Genomic DNA, 16,701 nt, shown 5'->3' with positions numbered 1-16,701 from the left:
CCCGGGATGGCTGATGGCTCACGGAGTATCACTGCCCCGAATATTATACTGAAAGCGACCTCCCTGTTCTCAGGGAAGAGAGATCGTATTAATCAATGGAAAAGGAGGGTTTATGGCGCATTGCCGTAAAAGCAGTAGTGAGCAGCTGGCGCTGCGGATATCCCTGGCCGGGACAGTGTTGATGGCTGTCAGTGGCTTGGGCATGGGATGGTATGTCAATTCTGATGCCATCTTGCTCGATGGTGTTTTTTCTTTACTCAGTATGGCGATGACAGGGCTCACCTTGTTTACCGCCCATCTGGTTTCCCGTCCGGACGATGAGGTGTTTCAGTTCGGTTATTCTCACCTTGAACCACTGATCACTGTGGTGAATGGCTTAATTATTCTTGCCATCTGTCTGTTTGCTTTTTATGGCGGTGTGCAAGCCATGCTCCATGGGGGGAACCCCATTAATCTCGATGTGGCATTGACCTATGCCTTACTGTCCACTGTCTTTAGTTTTGTGATTTTCTTTACCGAGCGACATATCGCCCGTGAAGTGGACTCTGAATTAGTGCGGGTTGATGCTCAAGAATGGCTGGTCGACGGTATTCTCAGTACCACGATTTTATCGGGCTTTTTGCTGGTGATGTTGCTCGATGCTTTGGGTTATTCCCATTGGAATGCGTATGTTGACCCGATTCTGGTATCAGCATTAGCACTGGCGATGGCGATGCTGCCATTGCAGGTATTACGGCGTAATTTAAAAGAAGTGTTACTGATGACGCCCGATACGCCAGTCAGACGACGGGTGGAAAGTACCTTGGCTGGTATTGCTCGGCGTTATGATTTTTCTGATTATTCCTGTCATTTCACTAAGTCGGGCCGGCAATATGATTTGGAAATTAATATTTTGGTTGCGGATTCTGACCATTGGCCGCTGGAACGGCAGGACAGTGTGCGGGAGATTATCCATCAGCATTTGGTGCAGCCATTAGGCGATACTTGGCTGTCGGTCAGTTTTACCCGTAGCGAGAGGTGGCTTTAAATTATGTTGCCATGTCGCAGGTGTTATCCTGCGGCAAAGGGTGACATGATTAATATAGTTATTACGATAATCATTTTGTCTTGATAATTTGTAGGGGGGATAGCTAAAAGTTTTGCTGTGTTAAGACAGAAAGCTTAGCTAATCAGATTAAAGGTTTTATGTTACTGTGAGCCTGCAGATAGTCGATAAATTCAGACGCCAAATACTGTAACTGCCCCTGTATTTCATCATTGTTTAAATCCATCGTTTCCCACCCATCTGGAGTTAATTTATCTATTGCTAGGATTGTTAAATTCGTCCCGTTCCAGTTGCCGTCAAAACGATAAGTCCCTTCGTCAGTAGTAACACTATCAACATGAATTGCTGGCATATTATTCTCTCAAATCAATGATATTTGAGTATAAATATCATCCTATTACGACTATAAACATGAGATAGATCACGCTCATACAGTATGGATTTCACCTCCTTGCATACGGTATTGAGGTACCTTAAATGACAAAGGCGATATTTTTAGCCCCTAGTATTCTTTTAACGGTTTTCAATATCTTCGTTAGACTCTTATCCTCCTAGATGGCTATAATCCCACCCTTCACATATCGTCAACATCTATGTTGGCATGTGTCGCCAACCCTCAAGGTGCGCTGACAGCTTGATTGTCAGGATAATCGGGAAGCCGGTGTGACTCCGGCACTGCCCCCGCAACGGTGAAAGGTAAGAGACGACCGCGCAGAGGCGTTAATTAGGTCGCTCTCGTGCACCCCATGCAATGCCTCAGTCCGGAGACCGGCCTGACAGGGTGAGTGGCGGATTTCGGCGGGCAGATCCGCTACTGCGTCAGTGTGTGTGGCGTGGTACGAATTGCACCGTTTCCCTTTTGATAACAGGAAAATGGTTGATGGATAATCAGACTTCTTTTATACGCGGACGGCTCAGTACCTTGTCCGCCTCCATAGCGCTGTCATTGTTAGCGCTGTCTTCACCTGTCAGTGCTGATGAAATTGAAAACATCGTTATTATCGGCCGTATGCACAGTGATGTATTAAACCTACCAGCCAATGTCAGCGTGGTGGATGCCACTGATATTGCTGACAGTGGTGTTACTAAGCTGACCGAAGCGCTGCGTAATCTTAATGGTATTCAGATCTCTGATAACGGTACGGGTGCCATGTTGTCGATGCGTGGATTCAGCTCAGGGCAGGCAGCTAATAATACCTTGATTCTGGTTGATGGTCGGCGGCTGAATAATATTGATATTGCCGCGCCCAATTTAAACAGTATTCCCCTGAATATGATTGAACGGATTGAGATCCTCAATGGCAGTGCCGGGGTGCTGTATGGCGATCAGGCCGTGGGTGGGGTGATCAATATTATTACCCGCGCGCCAGATAAGCAGGGTGGGCATTTTAGTCTTAATGGCGGTAGTTTTGCTACCCGTGAAGCCAAGGGCGATATCGCCGGCAGCTTTGCGGAAAATTGGCACTATTATCTGTCCGGTAATCAGAAAAAATCTGACAATTATCGCCAGCACAATGATATTGATACCGGTGCGGTATTGGGGCGAGTTGGCTATCGGGATCAGCTCACCGATTTTTATCTTGAATCCAGCTATTTTGACAACAATGTGCAGATCCCGGGGGCATTGAATAAACTGCAGCTCCTGCAAGATCCGCGTCAGAGCACAAATAATACAGATTATCAGCATGATATCACCACAGCTTGGCGCAGTGGTTTAAGCCGGAAAATCAGTGATAACTGGAAACTGTCAGCGGATGCCAGTTACAGTGGCAGCAATGTCACATTTGTCAGCTGGGGCAGTCCTGGTCGCAATGACCGCAGCCAGCTGATGTTGAGCCCCAAAGCGGTGGCAAGTATTCCAACGCCAGAGGGTGAGCTGACCTTGGTCAGTGGGGTAGATATCAGTAAAGGCAAATCACGCTTTAGCTTTGGTCGCAATAATACCCAGACAAGCCTCAGCCCTTATGTACAGGCCAGTGTGCCATTGACTCCCAAGCTTAGCTATGTGGTGGGCGGGCGTTACGCCGATGTGCATGATGACCTCTATGACCACGGGGTTTATCCAGCGGGCATAACGTTAAAGCAGCATGCAAAAGCCTTTGAATTGGGGCTGAATTATCACTTGAGTGATGCAAACCGGCTGTATCTGCGTGGAGAGGATAATTTCCGTTTTGCCAAAGTGGATGAGCAGGCTTATACCCCGCCAGGGGTAGTGGGGTTGAAACCACAAACAGGGCGCTCCTGGGAAGCGGGTTGGGATTATACCAATGGCGGGCTACAGAGCCGCTTTAATCTGTATCGTTTGAATTTAGAAGATGAAATTATTTTTGATTCTTCCGCTCAAAAACCGGTCGGTGGTAGTTTTAACGGGGCTAATGTCAATGCTGAGGCATCCCGGCGTTATGGCGCCAACCTGAGTCTTGATTGGCAACCTTTGGTTGGTGTAATGCTCGGTGGGGAGTACCACTATATCGATGCCAGTTTTACCGCAGGTGCGCATAAGGGTAAAAGTCTGTCTTGGGTCGCGAAACATTCAGGGCGGGTCTATGCCAGTTGGGATATTACTGAGCAATGGCAGATTTATTCTGACTTAGCTTATACCGGCCGTCGTTATGAGGAAGGGGATAATGCCAATGTATCACCTCAGCTGGGTGGTTATACGTTAGTGAATCTGGCGCTGAATTACCGCTATGGTCACTGGTTAGCAAGTCTGCGGGCTGATAACCTGCTGGATAAACAGTATGTCAGTTCAGCAAATTACAGTAGTTGGGGGAGTACTTATAACCCAGGTAGTGGCCGAGGCGTGTTCCTGACTGCTGCTTATAACTTCTGATAACAGTCCCCAGTTTCCGGCGCCGGGCCATGAGTTGATAGTACTGCTGTTTTGATGGCTGGCACCGGGAATGTCTTTATTGCAGTAAGTCACTTTTGTCTTTGCAAATATTATCAAAGATGATTAATCACGAAGGACACGAAGAAAAGCAAAAAATTTCGCCGGTATCTTCGTGTTTTTAGTGCAATGAACGAAGTGAATGCACCGTGGTGCAAATCGCTGATCGTTTTAAACATCAACAGTTGTTTTTATTTTTATTATCGCCTCAAGAGTAAATCAGGCATCTCTGGGTAAGCCTTTTTCAATGCTGCGCACCAAGCGTTGCTGTTTGCGCTGCAGTTTATACTCTGTTGTGCTGTGCGCGTTTTGTGGCGCTGTCTGCGGGGCTATTTGTTGCTCATCACTTTTTTGCTGTTGTTGCACCAGGGCCCAATGGATATGCTCCTGTACTAGGGCTGAAATATCCGCATCATCCAAGCGTTGTTTCAGGGCTGAGATAATTTGCATCGATGTCGGGGCATTGCCAAGTGCCACGGCAATATTACGTAGCCAGCGCTGGTGGCCAATTCGGCGGATGGCACTACCTTCCGTGTAACGCAAAAACTCACTTTCACTCCAACGAAATAAGGTCAGTAATTCTGGCTGCTGCAATGGGTGGCGGATATGAAAATCAGTTTCTTGGGTTAATGGCGCTGCCGCATTGACCGGGCAGATCAGCTGACAATCATCACAACCGTAAATTCTGTTGCCCAGTAAAGGACGTAGTGGCTCGGGGATAGCACCATCCAGTTCAATGGTCAGGTATGAGATGCAGCGCCGACTGTCAATCACATAGGGGGCAACAATTGCACCCGTGGGGCAGGTTTTGATGCAGGCCACGCAGCTGCCACAATCTTGCTCAAGGGGGATATCCACCGGCAATGGCAGATTGATCACCAATTCGGCAAGAAAAAACCAACTACCTGCTTCAGCGTTTAGCAGCAAGGTATGTTTGCCCGTCCAGCCTAGGCCTGCTTTGGTGGCCAGCGGCCGCTCCATAATCGGTGCTGAGTCAACAAATGGTCGGCAGTCGGCCGCACTGTAACCCTGTGCTGTCAGATAGTCGTTAATCCGATCACCTAACTGCCTCATTCGTTTACGGATCAGCTTATGGTAATCTCGGCCCCCGGCATAGCGGGAAATATAGCCTCGCATGGGGTCGTTCAGATTTGTGGCAAATCCCGCATCGGGGGGGAGGTAGTCCATTCTGGCACAGATCACCCGGCAGCAACCCGGGTGCAGTTCCGTCGGTCTGGCGCGCATCATACCGTGACTGGCCATATAGCCCATCTCACCGTGATAGCCCTGTTCCAGCCAATTTTTTAGCCCAGCCTCTTCAGCACTTAAGTCTGTGTCACAAATCCCCACTTGGGCAAAGCCCAGCTCTTTTCCCCAGCATTTAATGTGCCGGGCCAGCTGGGCAAGTGCAGCATTATCGGGACAAGATGACACAGTGGCGTGGGGCATAGTACTGACTCTGATGGGATAAATGAAAATAGCATCTGATCATAGCAGGCCGGTCGCAAAGATACAGTTCTGCTCACAGGTGAGCTTATAAACCGATGGTTTTATTGGCTGTTTAAAGCATCAATCGTTTCTGTTTTGCTATAGAATGGCGCTCCGCTGATAGGTAACGGATGTCCGTATCGAAAGGCAAATAATGTCGGGAGTAAAGGTGATAAAAAATATTCTTGTGGCGCTGACGCTATTGCTGAGCTGCTCTGTGCAGGCCAAAGATGGGCTGGAAACGTCAGGTGATGTGTTACATCTATTACTGCCAGCCGCAGCATTGGGTACCACGCTTTGGTATGAAGAGGGTGACAGTGGTAGTTGGCAGCTGATTAAGTCTGCTGTGGCGTCCCGGGTGGCCACAGAAGCGCTGAAGTTAGCCGTGCATCGTACCCGGCCGGATCACAGTGGTAATGATTCTTTCCCTTCTGGCCACAGCGCCGACACTTTTATGGCGGCAACCTTTATCAACCAGCGTTATGGTTGGCAATATGGCTTACCAGCCTATGCGGTGGCATCCTATGTGGGTTATACCCGCATTGCCAGTGACCGCCACCATGTGACAGATGTGTTGGCCGGGGCAGCATTGGGCAGTTTGGCGGCATGGTATTTCACTACGCCATACAGTAATAAAGTGACAATCACGCCGGTGGCGGGTCATAACCAGTATGGGCTCTTGGTCAGCGGCCGTTTTTAGTTATAATCGCCCTGCATTTTTAAATCGGAAATAACCATGACTGCTGAATACGAACAAATTGCCCGGACTGTAGCCAACAATGTGGCTGCTAAAGTAATGCCATTGGCACAAATGCCGGACAACCTGAAAGAGGCTTATGCCGATCTGACCAATCAGTTGCTGACTGAAGGCATGGAAGGATTCAGCCACCATTGGGATGCACTGCCTGCCAGTGCCCGCAAGCTGATGGATAAAGCGCAATTCCATGGTTTCTTTATTGCTCAATCTTGGCTGAAGCTGAGCATGGCCGGTCAACAGTTGGCTGAGCTGGCCGATACCGATGACGCTATTGCGGAAAAAGAGTATCAGGGCATTTTTGCTCAGCTGATCGATGACGCGCTGAAAGACAGCATGAAAAAGCTGAAAAAAGCCCGTACTGACCGCTCGTTGCTCAATAGCTTTAAGCAAGTGATGGCTGACTAAGCCTGATGCTTATGTTGCGCGCAGCATGACAACATCATGCAAGCTTTACTGCTGAAAAAGCCCGGTATTCACCGGGCTTTTTTGTTGCTACTGCTAGGGCGTGTTGACGTTTCGTGATTAAATTTTGTTCGAGATAAAAGCGTTTTAATCGCGGCGAGAGGTTTGTCGCCTAGTTATTCTAAGCAAGAATCGCTCAACAAAGAGTAAAACGCTTTTAGCCGAACCCTGCGGGCAGCGTTTGAGGCTCCTTTCTACTGCGTTATCGGCTTATCAGGTAGCGCAACTACCTATCAAAGCCTCTGCCTTGTATAAAGAAGCCTCAAATCGCTGCAAAAACAAACTCGAAACGTCAACACGCCCTAGAAGGAAGTACGTTTGTAATGGCGGTACTCAGGCTGCCAGAAGTTTTTCTCAATCGCCAGTGTCAGCAATTCATCGGTTTTGGGCAGCGCCAGACCTGCATCAATAGCCGCTCGGCCCACGGCAATAGCGATATGCTTACTGACGTGATGGATATCTTCCAACTTAGGCAGTAACCCGCCTTCACCTTGCTGTGCCAGTGGCGAGCATTCCGCCAATGCGCGGCTGGCTGCCATCAACATGGCATCACTGACCCTATCTGCCCGCGTGGCTAATACCCCGAGGCCAATCCCTGGGAAAATAAAGCTGTTATTGCACTGGGCAATATCAAAGGTTTGATCTTCATATACCACAGGTTCAAACGGACTACCGGTGGCGACCAGTGCCTGTCCATTGGTCCAATGGATAATATCTTTAGGTGTGGCTTCAACCCGGCTGGTGGGATTGGACAGTGGGAAAATAATTGGCCGGCTGCAGTGGGCATGCATGGCGCGGACAATATCCTCACTAAATAGCCCCGGCGCGCCGGATACGCCAATCAGTACCGTGGGCTTGGCATTATTGACCACATCCAACAGGGAAATATTGTCATTGATTGACTGGGTCTGCCAGGATGTTGTGGCCTCCGCTTGCTGGGCTAATTTTTGCTGAAAAGGCAGCAGATTGGGCATATTGTCTTGCAGTAGGCCCCAGCGGTCGACCATAAAGATCCGTCCCCGCGCCTCACCCTCCGTTAGCCCTTCGTCAATCATCTGGGCGATGATGGCTTCTGCAATACCGCAACCTGCACTGCCGGCACCAAGGAAGGTTATCGTCTGCTCACTGAGTCGGGTATTTGCCGCCTGACAGGCTGCCAACAGAGAAGCAACCGTGACGGCGGCCGTTCCTTGGATATCATCATTGAAACAGCAGTATTTATCTTTATAGCGCTCAAGTAGTGGCATGGCATTTTTTTGCGCAAAGTCCTCAAACTGGATCAGTGCATCAGGCCAGCGGCGGGAAACCGCCTCCATAAAGGCTTCAATAAAGTCGGGATATTCATCCCCGCCGATACGGGGATGGCGCCAGCCCATATACATAGGGTCTTCCAGCAGATGGGGGTTATCTGTGCCCACATCCAGTGTGATAGGCAGGGTATAAGCCGGGCTGATGCCGCCACAACTGGTATACAGCGCCAGTTTACCTATGGGGATGCCCATGCCGCCGATACCCTGATCGCCAAGACCAAGAATGCGCTCGCCATCAGTGACCACAATGACTTTCACCTTATGGCGGGTGGAGTTATTAAGCAGATCATCAATCCTGTCTTTATTGGGATAAGAGATAAACAGGCCCCGGTTGCGGCGGTAATCCCGGGAAAAACGTTCACAGGCCTGCCCAACCGTTGGGGTATAGATGATGGGCATCATCTCGGTGATATGATCTTGGATCAAGCGATAATAGAGGGTTTCATTGGTGTCCTGGATATTGCGCAAATAAATGTGTTTTTCCAGATCACTGTTAAAGGCTTTAAACTGATCGTAAGCGCGGGATGCCTGCTCTTCGATGGTTTCAATGGCGTGGGGAATAAGCCCTTCTAGATTGAAATAGACCCGCTCCTCTTCGGTAAAGGCGCTGCCTTTATTGATCAACGGAGCTTCCAAAATTGCCGGGCCGGCAAAGGGTAAATACAGCGGGCGTTTAGTATCTTCCATGGGTACCTTCAGACTGCATAGGGTGCTTAATGGTTAGTTGCTGAGGGTAACATGAAATGATGGCTGAAGAGAAAACAACCAGAGTATTCCTGTTATGAATCTGGATGTTACTCAGGACTAGGGGGAATGTCTGTAAGACAAAGACGTTAACGTGGCGGGGAGCAAGAAGCGTAAAAGAAGCCTGCGATTTTAGAAAACGTCACAGGGCAGCGCCGGAACGCTACCCTGTGTATTTAGAGTGCGTATTGGCTTATTTACCGCGGTATTTTAGCGACAGCCCTTTAATAAAGTTACGCAGAATTTGGTCACCACAGGTTTTAAAATGCTTATGCTCCGGCTTGCGAAACAGCGCGCTGATTTCTGCTTTGGAAATTTTGAAATCGGCTAGGGCCAATGTTTCAATCATATCTTCCTCACGCATCTCCAAAGCAATACGCAGTTTACGCAGAATAAGATTGTTATTTAGCTTGGTTGGCTTAGGAATTTCCGCGCCGGGCTGCAGGCCGCGTTTTTCAATGATCAGACCATCGAGAAAACGGCACAACAGCACATCAGTGCAGGGACGGAATCCCGGCTCATCATCTTTTTTCATCATGCTTAGCAGTTCGTCCTCAGGCATCTCAAATTTTACTTTGGCGAACAGGCGGATCATCTTGCCATTGCTCAGATCAAATACAAACCGCAAGCGGCGCAGAATATCGTTGTTAGTCATAGTGTTCCTGAAGGATAAAGCATAAAGCTGAGGGTAAACTACCCGGGCTGTTAGCCGGGCAGAAAAAACTGGCGCTGATTCTACCACAGGCACCCGACGGGTGATAAAGATTAGTCCAAATACGGGATGGGTAATCTGAGCAAAATAGCTTAATACACCGGCAGGTACTACCGGTGTATGGTGATACAAACTGGCGGAGTTTATTTAATCGGTTTGACCGGCGGCGGTAAGCTCTTTATTCAATGCCCGAGCCAGTGCTGGGCGAGCGGCCAAGCGATCCCGATATTGAGCCAATGCCGGAGAAATGGTTTGGTTAAAGCGGGTGCCCCACAGCAGGGTATGGGCCAGAAGCAGATCGGCGACACTGAGTTCATCCCCCAGTAAGAATGGACTTTGGGGCAGCCAGTTTTCTGCAATCGCGGCAGCCTGTTCAAACTCATATTGGGCCACATTGATCATGTCGCTGCACCGCAGTTCAGCGGGCAGGGCAAATTTATGTTTGCCTATGGTCCATAGTGGTTGTTCCAACTCGGTGATAATAAAACTGACCCATTGGAGTTGTTTGGCTGATTCTGGCGTACCGGGCGCAGGCAGCAGATCGCCATTGCCGTACTTTCTGGCCAGATACAGCATAATGGCGGCAGATTCGGTCAGTACTAATTCATCATCGGTCAGTGCGGGCACTTTGCCACAGGGGTTAATCGCCAGATAGGCATCGCTGCGATGCTCACCTTTAGCGGCATCAATAAAATGGTAGTGCCAGTCCAACTCTAGCTCTTCTAGCAACCAAGATACTCGTAGTGAGCGGCTGCGGGGCATTCCGTATAATGTGATCATCTCTGAGTCTTCCTTTCCCAATTATTGCGTATTGGTATAAGCATAAAAAAAGCGGCCTGTGTTAGACCGCCTTAGTATGAGACAGAAGAAACAAAGTCTCTATTACAACTGGGTTACTGCCCACTTGGCACGGCTGTCGCGGCTTTCGCTCATACCGTTTTGTTCCCGGTAAGCTTTGTAAGCTTCCACATCCAGCGCGATCAGGCTGACATCCACTTCCAATACCAGTTTGCACTCTTTTTTGATGCGCCAAGCGGCGGTGTTATACAGCTCAGTCAGTGGCAGGCTGGACAGAAACTCAGGGTTGTACTGTTGATACAGTGCCTGGGTTGGATAAACCACGAAGGCCAGATGGCGCTTAGGTTCTTTCTTAAATAGGGCTTCAATACCATCACAAGTGTTCAATACTTGCATTTCGATGGTATCGTCAATTTCCAGCAGTTTTTTTTGCGCCAGTTCAGGAACCGGCTGCTCACCTGCTTCCCATGCTGCCACTTCTGCTTCAGTGTGTTTGGTCAGGGTTGCAACCTGTGCCTGGTTCAGACCCAGTGACAGGCGCAGATACTGCATTTCAATGGCGTTCAGGCCAACATTTTTTGCCATAACCGACTCCTTATTGATTTAACCAGACGTCCTGCGCCCAGTCCCAGAATGATTCCCAGCTGTCTTCGCTCAGCTCACCGTCTTGCCACAGTAAGACTTCGCCCTGCTGGTCGATACAGTAAAAGTCATCACCCACCTGACAGATGGGGATAAACTCCCGTTCCAGCCCGATGGACCAGGCATAGGCTGCTACTTCTGGCAGATAGGTATGGCTGCCGGGATCAGCGGCGGTAACCGGTTCGATACTGCCGTAGACCACATCACTGGCATACAGCAGATATTCTTTCAGTTCACCTGGCAGCGGGATCAGGATTTGTTCTTCTACTTCAACCAGTTGGTCAAAGTCAGGTAATTCCAAAGGTACAGGGATCTGTTCACTCAGTTCCTGCAGCTTTTCTATTACTTCATGCATGGATGTCAGACACCTTGAGATTAATGGCGGGAGTATATACTCCCAGCCGGTCAAGATACAGTTTGGCGGATGAATCGCCGGACTAGCAGCCCGGCATCAAGGGTGGGGGAGGCGTGCCGGTATTAGGCGGCCTGCTGCATGCTGTCATCCAGGCGCTTATAGTAAAGCCACGCTTTGTGGTACTGCTTATGGGAGTCTTGCTGCAGGCGAATGATCCGGGCCCGTTCCAGTTCTGTCAGCTCCCGGCTGGCGCGGCGAGCGCCGAACTCAATCGCTTGAACTTGCTGGTAAACCTGGTGTTCTACGCCACTTTTGATATCAGCAATTTTTCTCAGGTGCAGCTGGATTTCAGCAACCATACCGGATTGTGGCAGCCGCACCAGCAGGTTCAAATCCCGGTAGCCAGAATGTTTCGGGCTGGCAAAGCGGTTTTTCAGCTGCAGGATTTCGCCCTGCTGCTGGAGAAAATCATAACTCTGCATCAAGTCACTGATAGAGTCGGCTACCAAGGTACCGCGCACCAAGTCTGTCAGCTGACGGGTATCTCCGGCCAGTTTGCCACTGATTTTTTGGCTGGCTCGGCTACGGGTTTTAATGTCTGCCAGATGCATCTCGGTTTGGCTGGCGACGGCTGCTTGGCTGAGCAATTGGCTCAGTTCCATTTGGGCAACGGGGGCCAGCTGATACAGTTGGCTGAGGTTATCGGTTGGCTGTAGTGCCGGGGCGGAAAGCGTTTGATCCAGGGCAGTCAGTCCTACTCTGTCATGACGATGCTGCTGGCGTTGGGTCAGTTGCTGGGCCGGTAGGCTGAGCAAGGTTGTCAGGGTAATGCCAACCGGAGCAGCGAAACCGGTTTTGGCGCTGAGCAGTAAAAGCAGAATAAGAAAACTTCGCAGTAGCTTGTTCATATTTCTCCTTTATTTTTAACGGCTTTATTATCTCCTAACCTGCCTGAATCCAAGCTGAATTTCTTCTGGCCTCACTATGTAAATGTGAAAAAGGCGCCATAGGGCGCCTTTGGGAAAGTCTAACGATTTACCAGATTTTCACCCGTTGCTCAGGTGGGAGATACATGGCGTCTCCCTCTTTGACATCAAAGGTTTGATAAAATTCCGGCATATTCGACAGTGAGCCGATAGCGCGGAATTTTGCCGGTGAGTGAGGATCGGTGGCCACCCGGTTGCGCATAGATTCTTCTTTAATTTTGGCGCGCCAGATCTGGGTAAAGCCAATAAAGAAACGCTCATCACCGCTCAGCCCATCAATCACTGGGGCTTCTTTGCCGTTAAGGGACATTTTATAAGCCCGGTAAGCAATAGTGACGCCTGACAGATCACCGATGTTCTCGCCTAAAGTTAGCTCGCCATTAATGGGCAGATCTTCAAATACCTGATACCCGGCATATTGATTGATAAGCGCTTTGCCCCGCTGAGTGAATTCTTTTAGATCTTGCTCAGTCCACCAGTTAGTCAGGTTGCCATCGCCATCATATTTTGCGCCCTGATCATCAAAACCATGGCCCATTTCATGCCCGATAACAGCACCTATGCCGCCATAGTTAACCGCATCATCAGCGGCCATATTGAAAAATGGCGGCTGTAAGATGGCGGCTGGGAACACAATTTCATTCATCGTGGGGTTGTAGTAGGCATTGACCGTTTGCGGTGTCATAAACCATTCCCACTTCTGGATTGGGCCATTAAGTTTGGCCAGATCCCGTTGGTGTTCCAGTTGGGCGGCGCGCATCTTATTGCCAATCAACTCATCAGCTTTAATGGTCAGAGCGTCATAATCTTTCCACTGATCCGGGTAACCAATTTTCGGGGTGAACTTAGCCAGTTTTTGCTGGGCTTTGGCCTTCGTATCCGGGCTCATCCAGTCCAGTTCATTAATGCTTTCACCATAGGCTTTGCGCAGGTTCTCAACCAACTGCTGCATCCGGGTTTTCGCTTGAGGAGCAAAATGCTGTTTGACATAAACCTTACCCACAACCTCCCCGAGGGTTGCATTGACTGAGGATACACCGCGTTTCCAGCGGGGCTGTTGCTGCTGTTGTCCGTTTAGGGTTTTGGCAAAGAAGTGGAAGTTTTCCTGATCCAGTTCATCCCCCATAAGGCCTGCATATTGGGTTAGTAATTGCCAGCGCAGATAGGTTTGCCACTGTGCCAGTGGGGTGTCTTGCACCAGTTTGGCTAAGCCGGTGATATAGCTGGGCTGGTTGATAATAATGTCGGCCGCTTGTTCAACCCCTAATGCTTTGAGATAGCCAGCCCAGTTAAAGTCAGGTGCCAAGGTGTTGAGCTCACTAATGGGGTAGAGGTTATAGCGTTTAGTCGAATCCCGGGTCTCGACCACATCCCAATGATGTTGGGCGATAGCGGTTTCCAGCGCCAACACCGTTTTAGCGCTTTGCTCCGGTTTAGCAAAACCGGCTAGAGCAAACATCTTGCTGATATGGGCCTGATAGGCGGCGCGGATATCGGCAAAGCGTTTGTCCTCATTAAAGTAATAATCCTTCTCCGGCAAGCTCAATCCGTATTGCCAGATATGCGGGGCATAGCGGCTGGAATTTTTGGCATCGACACTGATATAAAATGCCATCGGAGTACCACCTCCGATGATTTGACTATAGCCAAAATAGGTGGCCAGTTCAGCTTTATTTTTCAGCGCGGCAATGCGTTCCAGCTCCGGCTGTAATGGCTGAATACCCAATTTATTCAGTGTGTCGGTATCCATAAAGGCGCGGTATAAATCCGCCACTTTCTGTTCATCACTGCCAGGCGGTAACGCCTTGGCGTCAGCCAGGGTTTCAATAATGGCTTTAACATCCTGTTTAGCGCGTTCTCGCAGATCATAAAAGGCACCGATTGATGTGCGGTCGGCAGGAATCGCATTTTCTTTTAACCAAGCGCCATTGACATAGCTGTAAAAATCATCTTGGGGGCGGATAGTGTGGTCAAAGTGATTAAATTCAACCCCTGAGCCTAATTGGGCGCTGACCGCTTGGGCGACAGGTGTTGTCTCGGCTATTTGCGGGTTAGACGTGTCGGTTTTGCTGTCATTACAGCCGCTCAGCGCCACGGCTGAACACAGTCCTAGCAGGACCATCATGGTGTTTTTCATGTTATTTCCCTATTTTCCCCGCTGACGACAAAGGATGCTTGACCTGTGTGCGGGCGGTTCCTTGTTGTGCCACTTGCCTGCTGTGTCACCTTAAGTGACATGCTGTGGAATTGACATGCTAAAACATGTGCTGAAAATGTAAACAACCTCTTCGCCGCATATTCCGGATGTAATCGCTGAAAAGTGTAACGCTTTCTGTCTCTTAAGTACGGGCAAGGCGAGGGACTAAGGGCTGTCAGTGTGTCTAGCACAATGACATCTGCACTGTGGCGATGGCAGAGGTATAATGCCGTTTCTGAATTCATAACCGAGTATGAAGCGTGCGCCTGGATAAATATATTTGCGAAAGCACCTCTCTGACCCGCAGTTTGGCCAAGAAGGCCCTGCATAGAGGTGAGGTGTGCTGTGATGGGGAAGTGATTAAAGATTCCGGCTTTAAAGTCCGGGACGGTATGACAGTGACCCTAGATGGCAATGAAATCGGTCTGCTGGGGCAGCGGTACATTATGCTGCATAAGCCAGATGGCATTATTTGCTCTACTCAGGATGAAGAGTATCAGTGTGTACTGAGTCTGCTGGATATTGAAAAGCCTGATATTCTGCATATTGCCGGGCGGTTGGATGTGGATACCACAGGGCTGGTATTGATCACGGATGATGGCCAGTGGTCCCATCAAATTACCTCGCCAAAGAAAACCTGTGGTAAGCGGTATCGGGTGACTGTAGCCGATCCTCTGTCAGCTGATTTGGTTGCGCAATTTGCTGAGGGTGTGCAGCTTAACGGTGAAGATGGCTTAACCCGTCCGGCAGAGCTGGAAATTCTGTCGGCCCATGAAGCTCTGCTGACCATAGTGGAAGGTAAGTATCATCAGGTGAAACGTATGTTTGCCGCCGTGGGCAATAAGGTGACAGCACTGCATCGTGAGTCCGTTGGTGCCATTGAACTGGATGCTGATTTGGAAGCAGGCGAGTGGCGTTATTTAACCGATGCGGAAGTGGCGTCAGTTGCAGCCGAAAAAGCCAGTAAATAAATCACTGTTAATTAAGTTTAGTCATAAAGAAACCATTTTAATTTGAAAAGGAATGGTTTCTTTTAATACATTGATGTTATAAAAATCAAAAATAGATTTGCGCTAAGATTTATTTAATAGTTACTTATGAAGTCGCAAAAATTTTGACTCTCATGGTCATCAGGATTCAAAACTTGAATAAAAAAATCAGGTGAACGGTTAAACTGGCCAATTGCTTGAGTGACTTTTTCAGCCGTAGCTGCAGTAGCGAAATCTAATAAAATTGGAAACACATCTTTATTCTGCTCCCAGATTTCGGCGATATTATTGGCTAACTCTTTTGCTTCATCCCAGCCACCTTCATTCATTTCCGAATAATTGAAGTAAGGCCATGCTGCAATATCATTTATTTCAACATTATCCTCAGAAAAAAGTAAGGATAATTCGATCGTCTCATGCCAAGGGAATACACCGATATCAATTGCCTTTAATTCTTTGTCACCAAAATCATTGGCTATATCAATGAGCTTTTTTTCTAAAATATTTTCTATTTTTTCTACGCAGTAGGTCATCATTAACATCTATATTCAGTGAAAAACAGATACAAAAAAGCCCCGCTGATAGCGAGGCCTATTCGTATCTAAAAGCATATTGCTTCAAGAAAATTTGGTACAGGTGAGAAGACTTGAACTTCCACGCCCGTAAGGGCACTAGCACCTGAAGCTAGCGTGTCTACCAATTCCACCACACCTGCATTGAAACTGTTTGTTCTCTTTACCTTTGGTAGTAGACGTTAAACGTCAGAGTAAAGAGTGGTGCCCGAACCCGGAATCGAACCAGGGACACGAGGATTTTCAATCCTCTGCTCTACCAACTGAGCTATTCGGGCATATACGCTGATATGTCACTCAGCGGGATAAAACGACTCATTAACGGAGTGTTTTATCTGTTTTGGCGTACCAAAAACAAATTTGGTACAGGTGAGAAGACTTGAACTTCCACGCCCGTAAGGGCACTAGCACCTGAAGCTAGCGTGTCTACCAATTCCACCACACCTGCATTGAAACTGTTTGTTCTCTTTACTTTTGGTAGCAGACGTTAAACGTCAGAGTAAAGAGTGGTGCCCGAACCCGGAATCGAACCAGGGACACGAGGATTTTCAATCCTCTGCTCTACCAACTGAGCTATTCGGGCATTGTCGAAAACTACTGTTTTCCACAAAAAAAACCTCGATACCATCGAGGCTTTAAAATTGGTACAGGTGAGAAGACTTGAACTTCCACGCCCGTAAGGGCACTAGCACCTGAAGCTAGCGTGTCTACCAATTCCACCACACCTGCATAGATTTTTTGTTATTGGTCAATC

At 48.7% G+C, this 16,701-nt stretch carries 15 protein-coding genes, 5 tRNA genes and 1 riboswitch; of the genes, 5 read left to right on the top strand and 15 right to left on the bottom strand.

What is annotated here, in order from left to right:
- Positions 1–112: 112 nt before the first annotated feature.
- Positions 113–1,027: a cation diffusion facilitator family transporter gene (locus NFHSH190041_RS16470; RefSeq protein ID WP_261922805.1), complete on the top strand. Its 915-nt coding sequence runs from the start codon at positions 113–115 to the stop codon at positions 1,025–1,027.
- 142 nt (positions 1,028–1,169) lie between these two features.
- Here the strand turns inward: NFHSH190041_RS16470 and NFHSH190041_RS16465 are convergent, their stop codons facing one another.
- Positions 1,170–1,397: a hypothetical protein gene (locus NFHSH190041_RS16465; RefSeq protein ID WP_261922804.1), complete on the bottom strand. Its 228-nt coding sequence runs from the start codon at positions 1,395–1,397 to the stop codon at positions 1,170–1,172.
- 250 nt (positions 1,398–1,647) lie between these two features.
- A riboswitch (cobalamin riboswitch) is annotated at positions 1,648–1,837 on the top strand.
- 88 nt (positions 1,838–1,925) lie between these two features.
- Between NFHSH190041_RS16465 and NFHSH190041_RS16460 the strand changes: the two genes are divergently transcribed.
- The gene (locus NFHSH190041_RS16460) at positions 1,926–3,878 is read left to right on the top strand and encodes a TonB-dependent receptor (RefSeq protein ID WP_261922803.1); all 1,953 of its coding nucleotides are present in this window, start codon (positions 1,926–1,928) and stop codon (positions 3,876–3,878) included.
- A 276-nt stretch (positions 3,879–4,154) separates the two neighbouring features.
- Here NFHSH190041_RS16460 and queG read toward each other — a convergent pair whose 3' ends face one another.
- Positions 4,155–5,384: a tRNA epoxyqueuosine(34) reductase QueG gene (gene queG, locus NFHSH190041_RS16455; RefSeq protein WP_261922802.1), complete on the bottom strand. Its 1,230-nt coding sequence runs from the start codon at positions 5,382–5,384 to the stop codon at positions 4,155–4,157.
- A 211-nt stretch (positions 5,385–5,595) separates the two neighbouring features.
- Between queG and NFHSH190041_RS16450 the strand changes: the two genes are divergently transcribed.
- Both NFHSH190041_RS16450 and NFHSH190041_RS16445 read left to right on the top strand, forming a co-directional pair.
- Positions 5,596–6,123 carry a phosphatase PAP2 family protein gene (locus NFHSH190041_RS16450; protein ID WP_261925163.1) on the top strand — a complete coding sequence of 176 codons (528 nt, stop codon included), beginning with the start codon at positions 5,596–5,598 and terminating at the stop codon, positions 6,121–6,123.
- A 36-nt stretch (positions 6,124–6,159) separates the two neighbouring features.
- Positions 6,160–6,585: a DUF3069 domain-containing protein gene (locus NFHSH190041_RS16445; RefSeq protein ID WP_261922801.1), complete on the top strand. Its 426-nt coding sequence runs from the start codon at positions 6,160–6,162 to the stop codon at positions 6,583–6,585.
- 359 nt (positions 6,586–6,944) lie between these two features.
- Here the strand turns inward: NFHSH190041_RS16445 and NFHSH190041_RS16435 are convergent, their stop codons facing one another.
- From NFHSH190041_RS16435 to NFHSH190041_RS16405, 7 genes are all read right to left on the bottom strand, one after another.
- Positions 6,945–8,639, bottom strand: a complete 1,695-nt coding sequence (locus NFHSH190041_RS16435) for an NAD-dependent malic enzyme (RefSeq protein WP_261922800.1) — start codon at positions 8,637–8,639, stop codon at positions 6,945–6,947.
- Between the two features lie 250 nt (positions 8,640–8,889).
- The gene (locus tag NFHSH190041_RS16430) at positions 8,890–9,351 is read right to left on the bottom strand and encodes a DUF1456 family protein (protein ID WP_261922799.1); all 462 of its coding nucleotides are present in this window, start codon (positions 9,349–9,351) and stop codon (positions 8,890–8,892) included.
- 204 nt (positions 9,352–9,555) lie between these two features.
- On the bottom strand, positions 9,556–10,188 hold the full coding sequence (locus NFHSH190041_RS16425; RefSeq protein WP_261922798.1) for a glutathione S-transferase family protein: 633 nt from the start codon (positions 10,186–10,188) through the stop codon (positions 9,556–9,558).
- Between the two features lie 102 nt (positions 10,189–10,290).
- Positions 10,291–10,791, bottom strand: coding sequence for a DUF4447 family protein (locus NFHSH190041_RS16420; RefSeq protein WP_261922797.1), 501 nt, complete (start codon positions 10,789–10,791; stop codon positions 10,291–10,293).
- A gap of 10 nt (positions 10,792–10,801) precedes the next feature.
- Complete coding sequence (locus tag NFHSH190041_RS16415; RefSeq protein ID WP_261922796.1) at positions 10,802–11,203, bottom strand: SMI1/KNR4 family protein; 402 nt, start codon at positions 11,201–11,203, stop codon at positions 10,802–10,804.
- A gap of 122 nt (positions 11,204–11,325) precedes the next feature.
- Positions 11,326–12,111, bottom strand: coding sequence for a RelA/SpoT domain-containing protein (locus tag NFHSH190041_RS16410; protein ID WP_261922795.1), 786 nt, complete (start codon positions 12,109–12,111; stop codon positions 11,326–11,328).
- A gap of 127 nt (positions 12,112–12,238) precedes the next feature.
- On the bottom strand, positions 12,239–14,326 hold the full coding sequence (locus tag NFHSH190041_RS16405; protein WP_261922794.1) for a M13 family metallopeptidase: 2,088 nt from the start codon (positions 14,324–14,326) through the stop codon (positions 12,239–12,241).
- 320 nt (positions 14,327–14,646) lie between these two features.
- Here NFHSH190041_RS16405 and rsuA point away from each other — a divergent pair, with 320 nt between their 5' ends.
- On the top strand, positions 14,647–15,357 hold the full coding sequence (gene rsuA, locus NFHSH190041_RS16400) for a 16S rRNA pseudouridine(516) synthase RsuA (RefSeq protein ID WP_261922793.1): 711 nt from the start codon (positions 14,647–14,649) through the stop codon (positions 15,355–15,357).
- A 113-nt stretch (positions 15,358–15,470) separates the two neighbouring features.
- Here rsuA and NFHSH190041_RS16395 read toward each other — a convergent pair whose 3' ends face one another.
- The 6 genes from NFHSH190041_RS16395 to NFHSH190041_RS16370 form a co-directional block, all read right to left on the bottom strand.
- Positions 15,471–15,917 (bottom strand): hypothetical protein, encoded by a 447-nt coding sequence (locus NFHSH190041_RS16395; RefSeq protein WP_261922792.1) that lies wholly within the window; start codon positions 15,915–15,917, stop codon positions 15,471–15,473.
- Positions 15,918–16,003: 86 nt separating this feature from the next.
- Positions 16,004–16,090: transfer RNA gene (locus tag NFHSH190041_RS16390), tRNA-Leu, on the bottom strand.
- A 59-nt stretch (positions 16,091–16,149) separates the two neighbouring features.
- A tRNA-Phe gene (locus NFHSH190041_RS16385) sits at positions 16,150–16,225 on the bottom strand.
- Positions 16,226–16,308: 83 nt separating this feature from the next.
- Positions 16,309–16,395: transfer RNA gene (locus tag NFHSH190041_RS16380), tRNA-Leu, on the bottom strand.
- 59 nt (positions 16,396–16,454) lie between these two features.
- A tRNA-Phe gene (locus NFHSH190041_RS16375) sits at positions 16,455–16,530 on the bottom strand.
- A 59-nt stretch (positions 16,531–16,589) separates the two neighbouring features.
- A tRNA-Leu gene (locus tag NFHSH190041_RS16370) sits at positions 16,590–16,676 on the bottom strand.
- Positions 16,677–16,701 lie beyond the last annotated feature (25 nt).

Source organism: Shewanella sp. NFH-SH190041, from assembly GCF_024363255.1.
In the GTDB taxonomy this organism is placed as follows: domain Bacteria; phylum Pseudomonadota; class Gammaproteobacteria; order Enterobacterales; family Shewanellaceae; genus Shewanella.
This window is presented reverse-complemented; position numbering and strand designations above follow the sequence as displayed.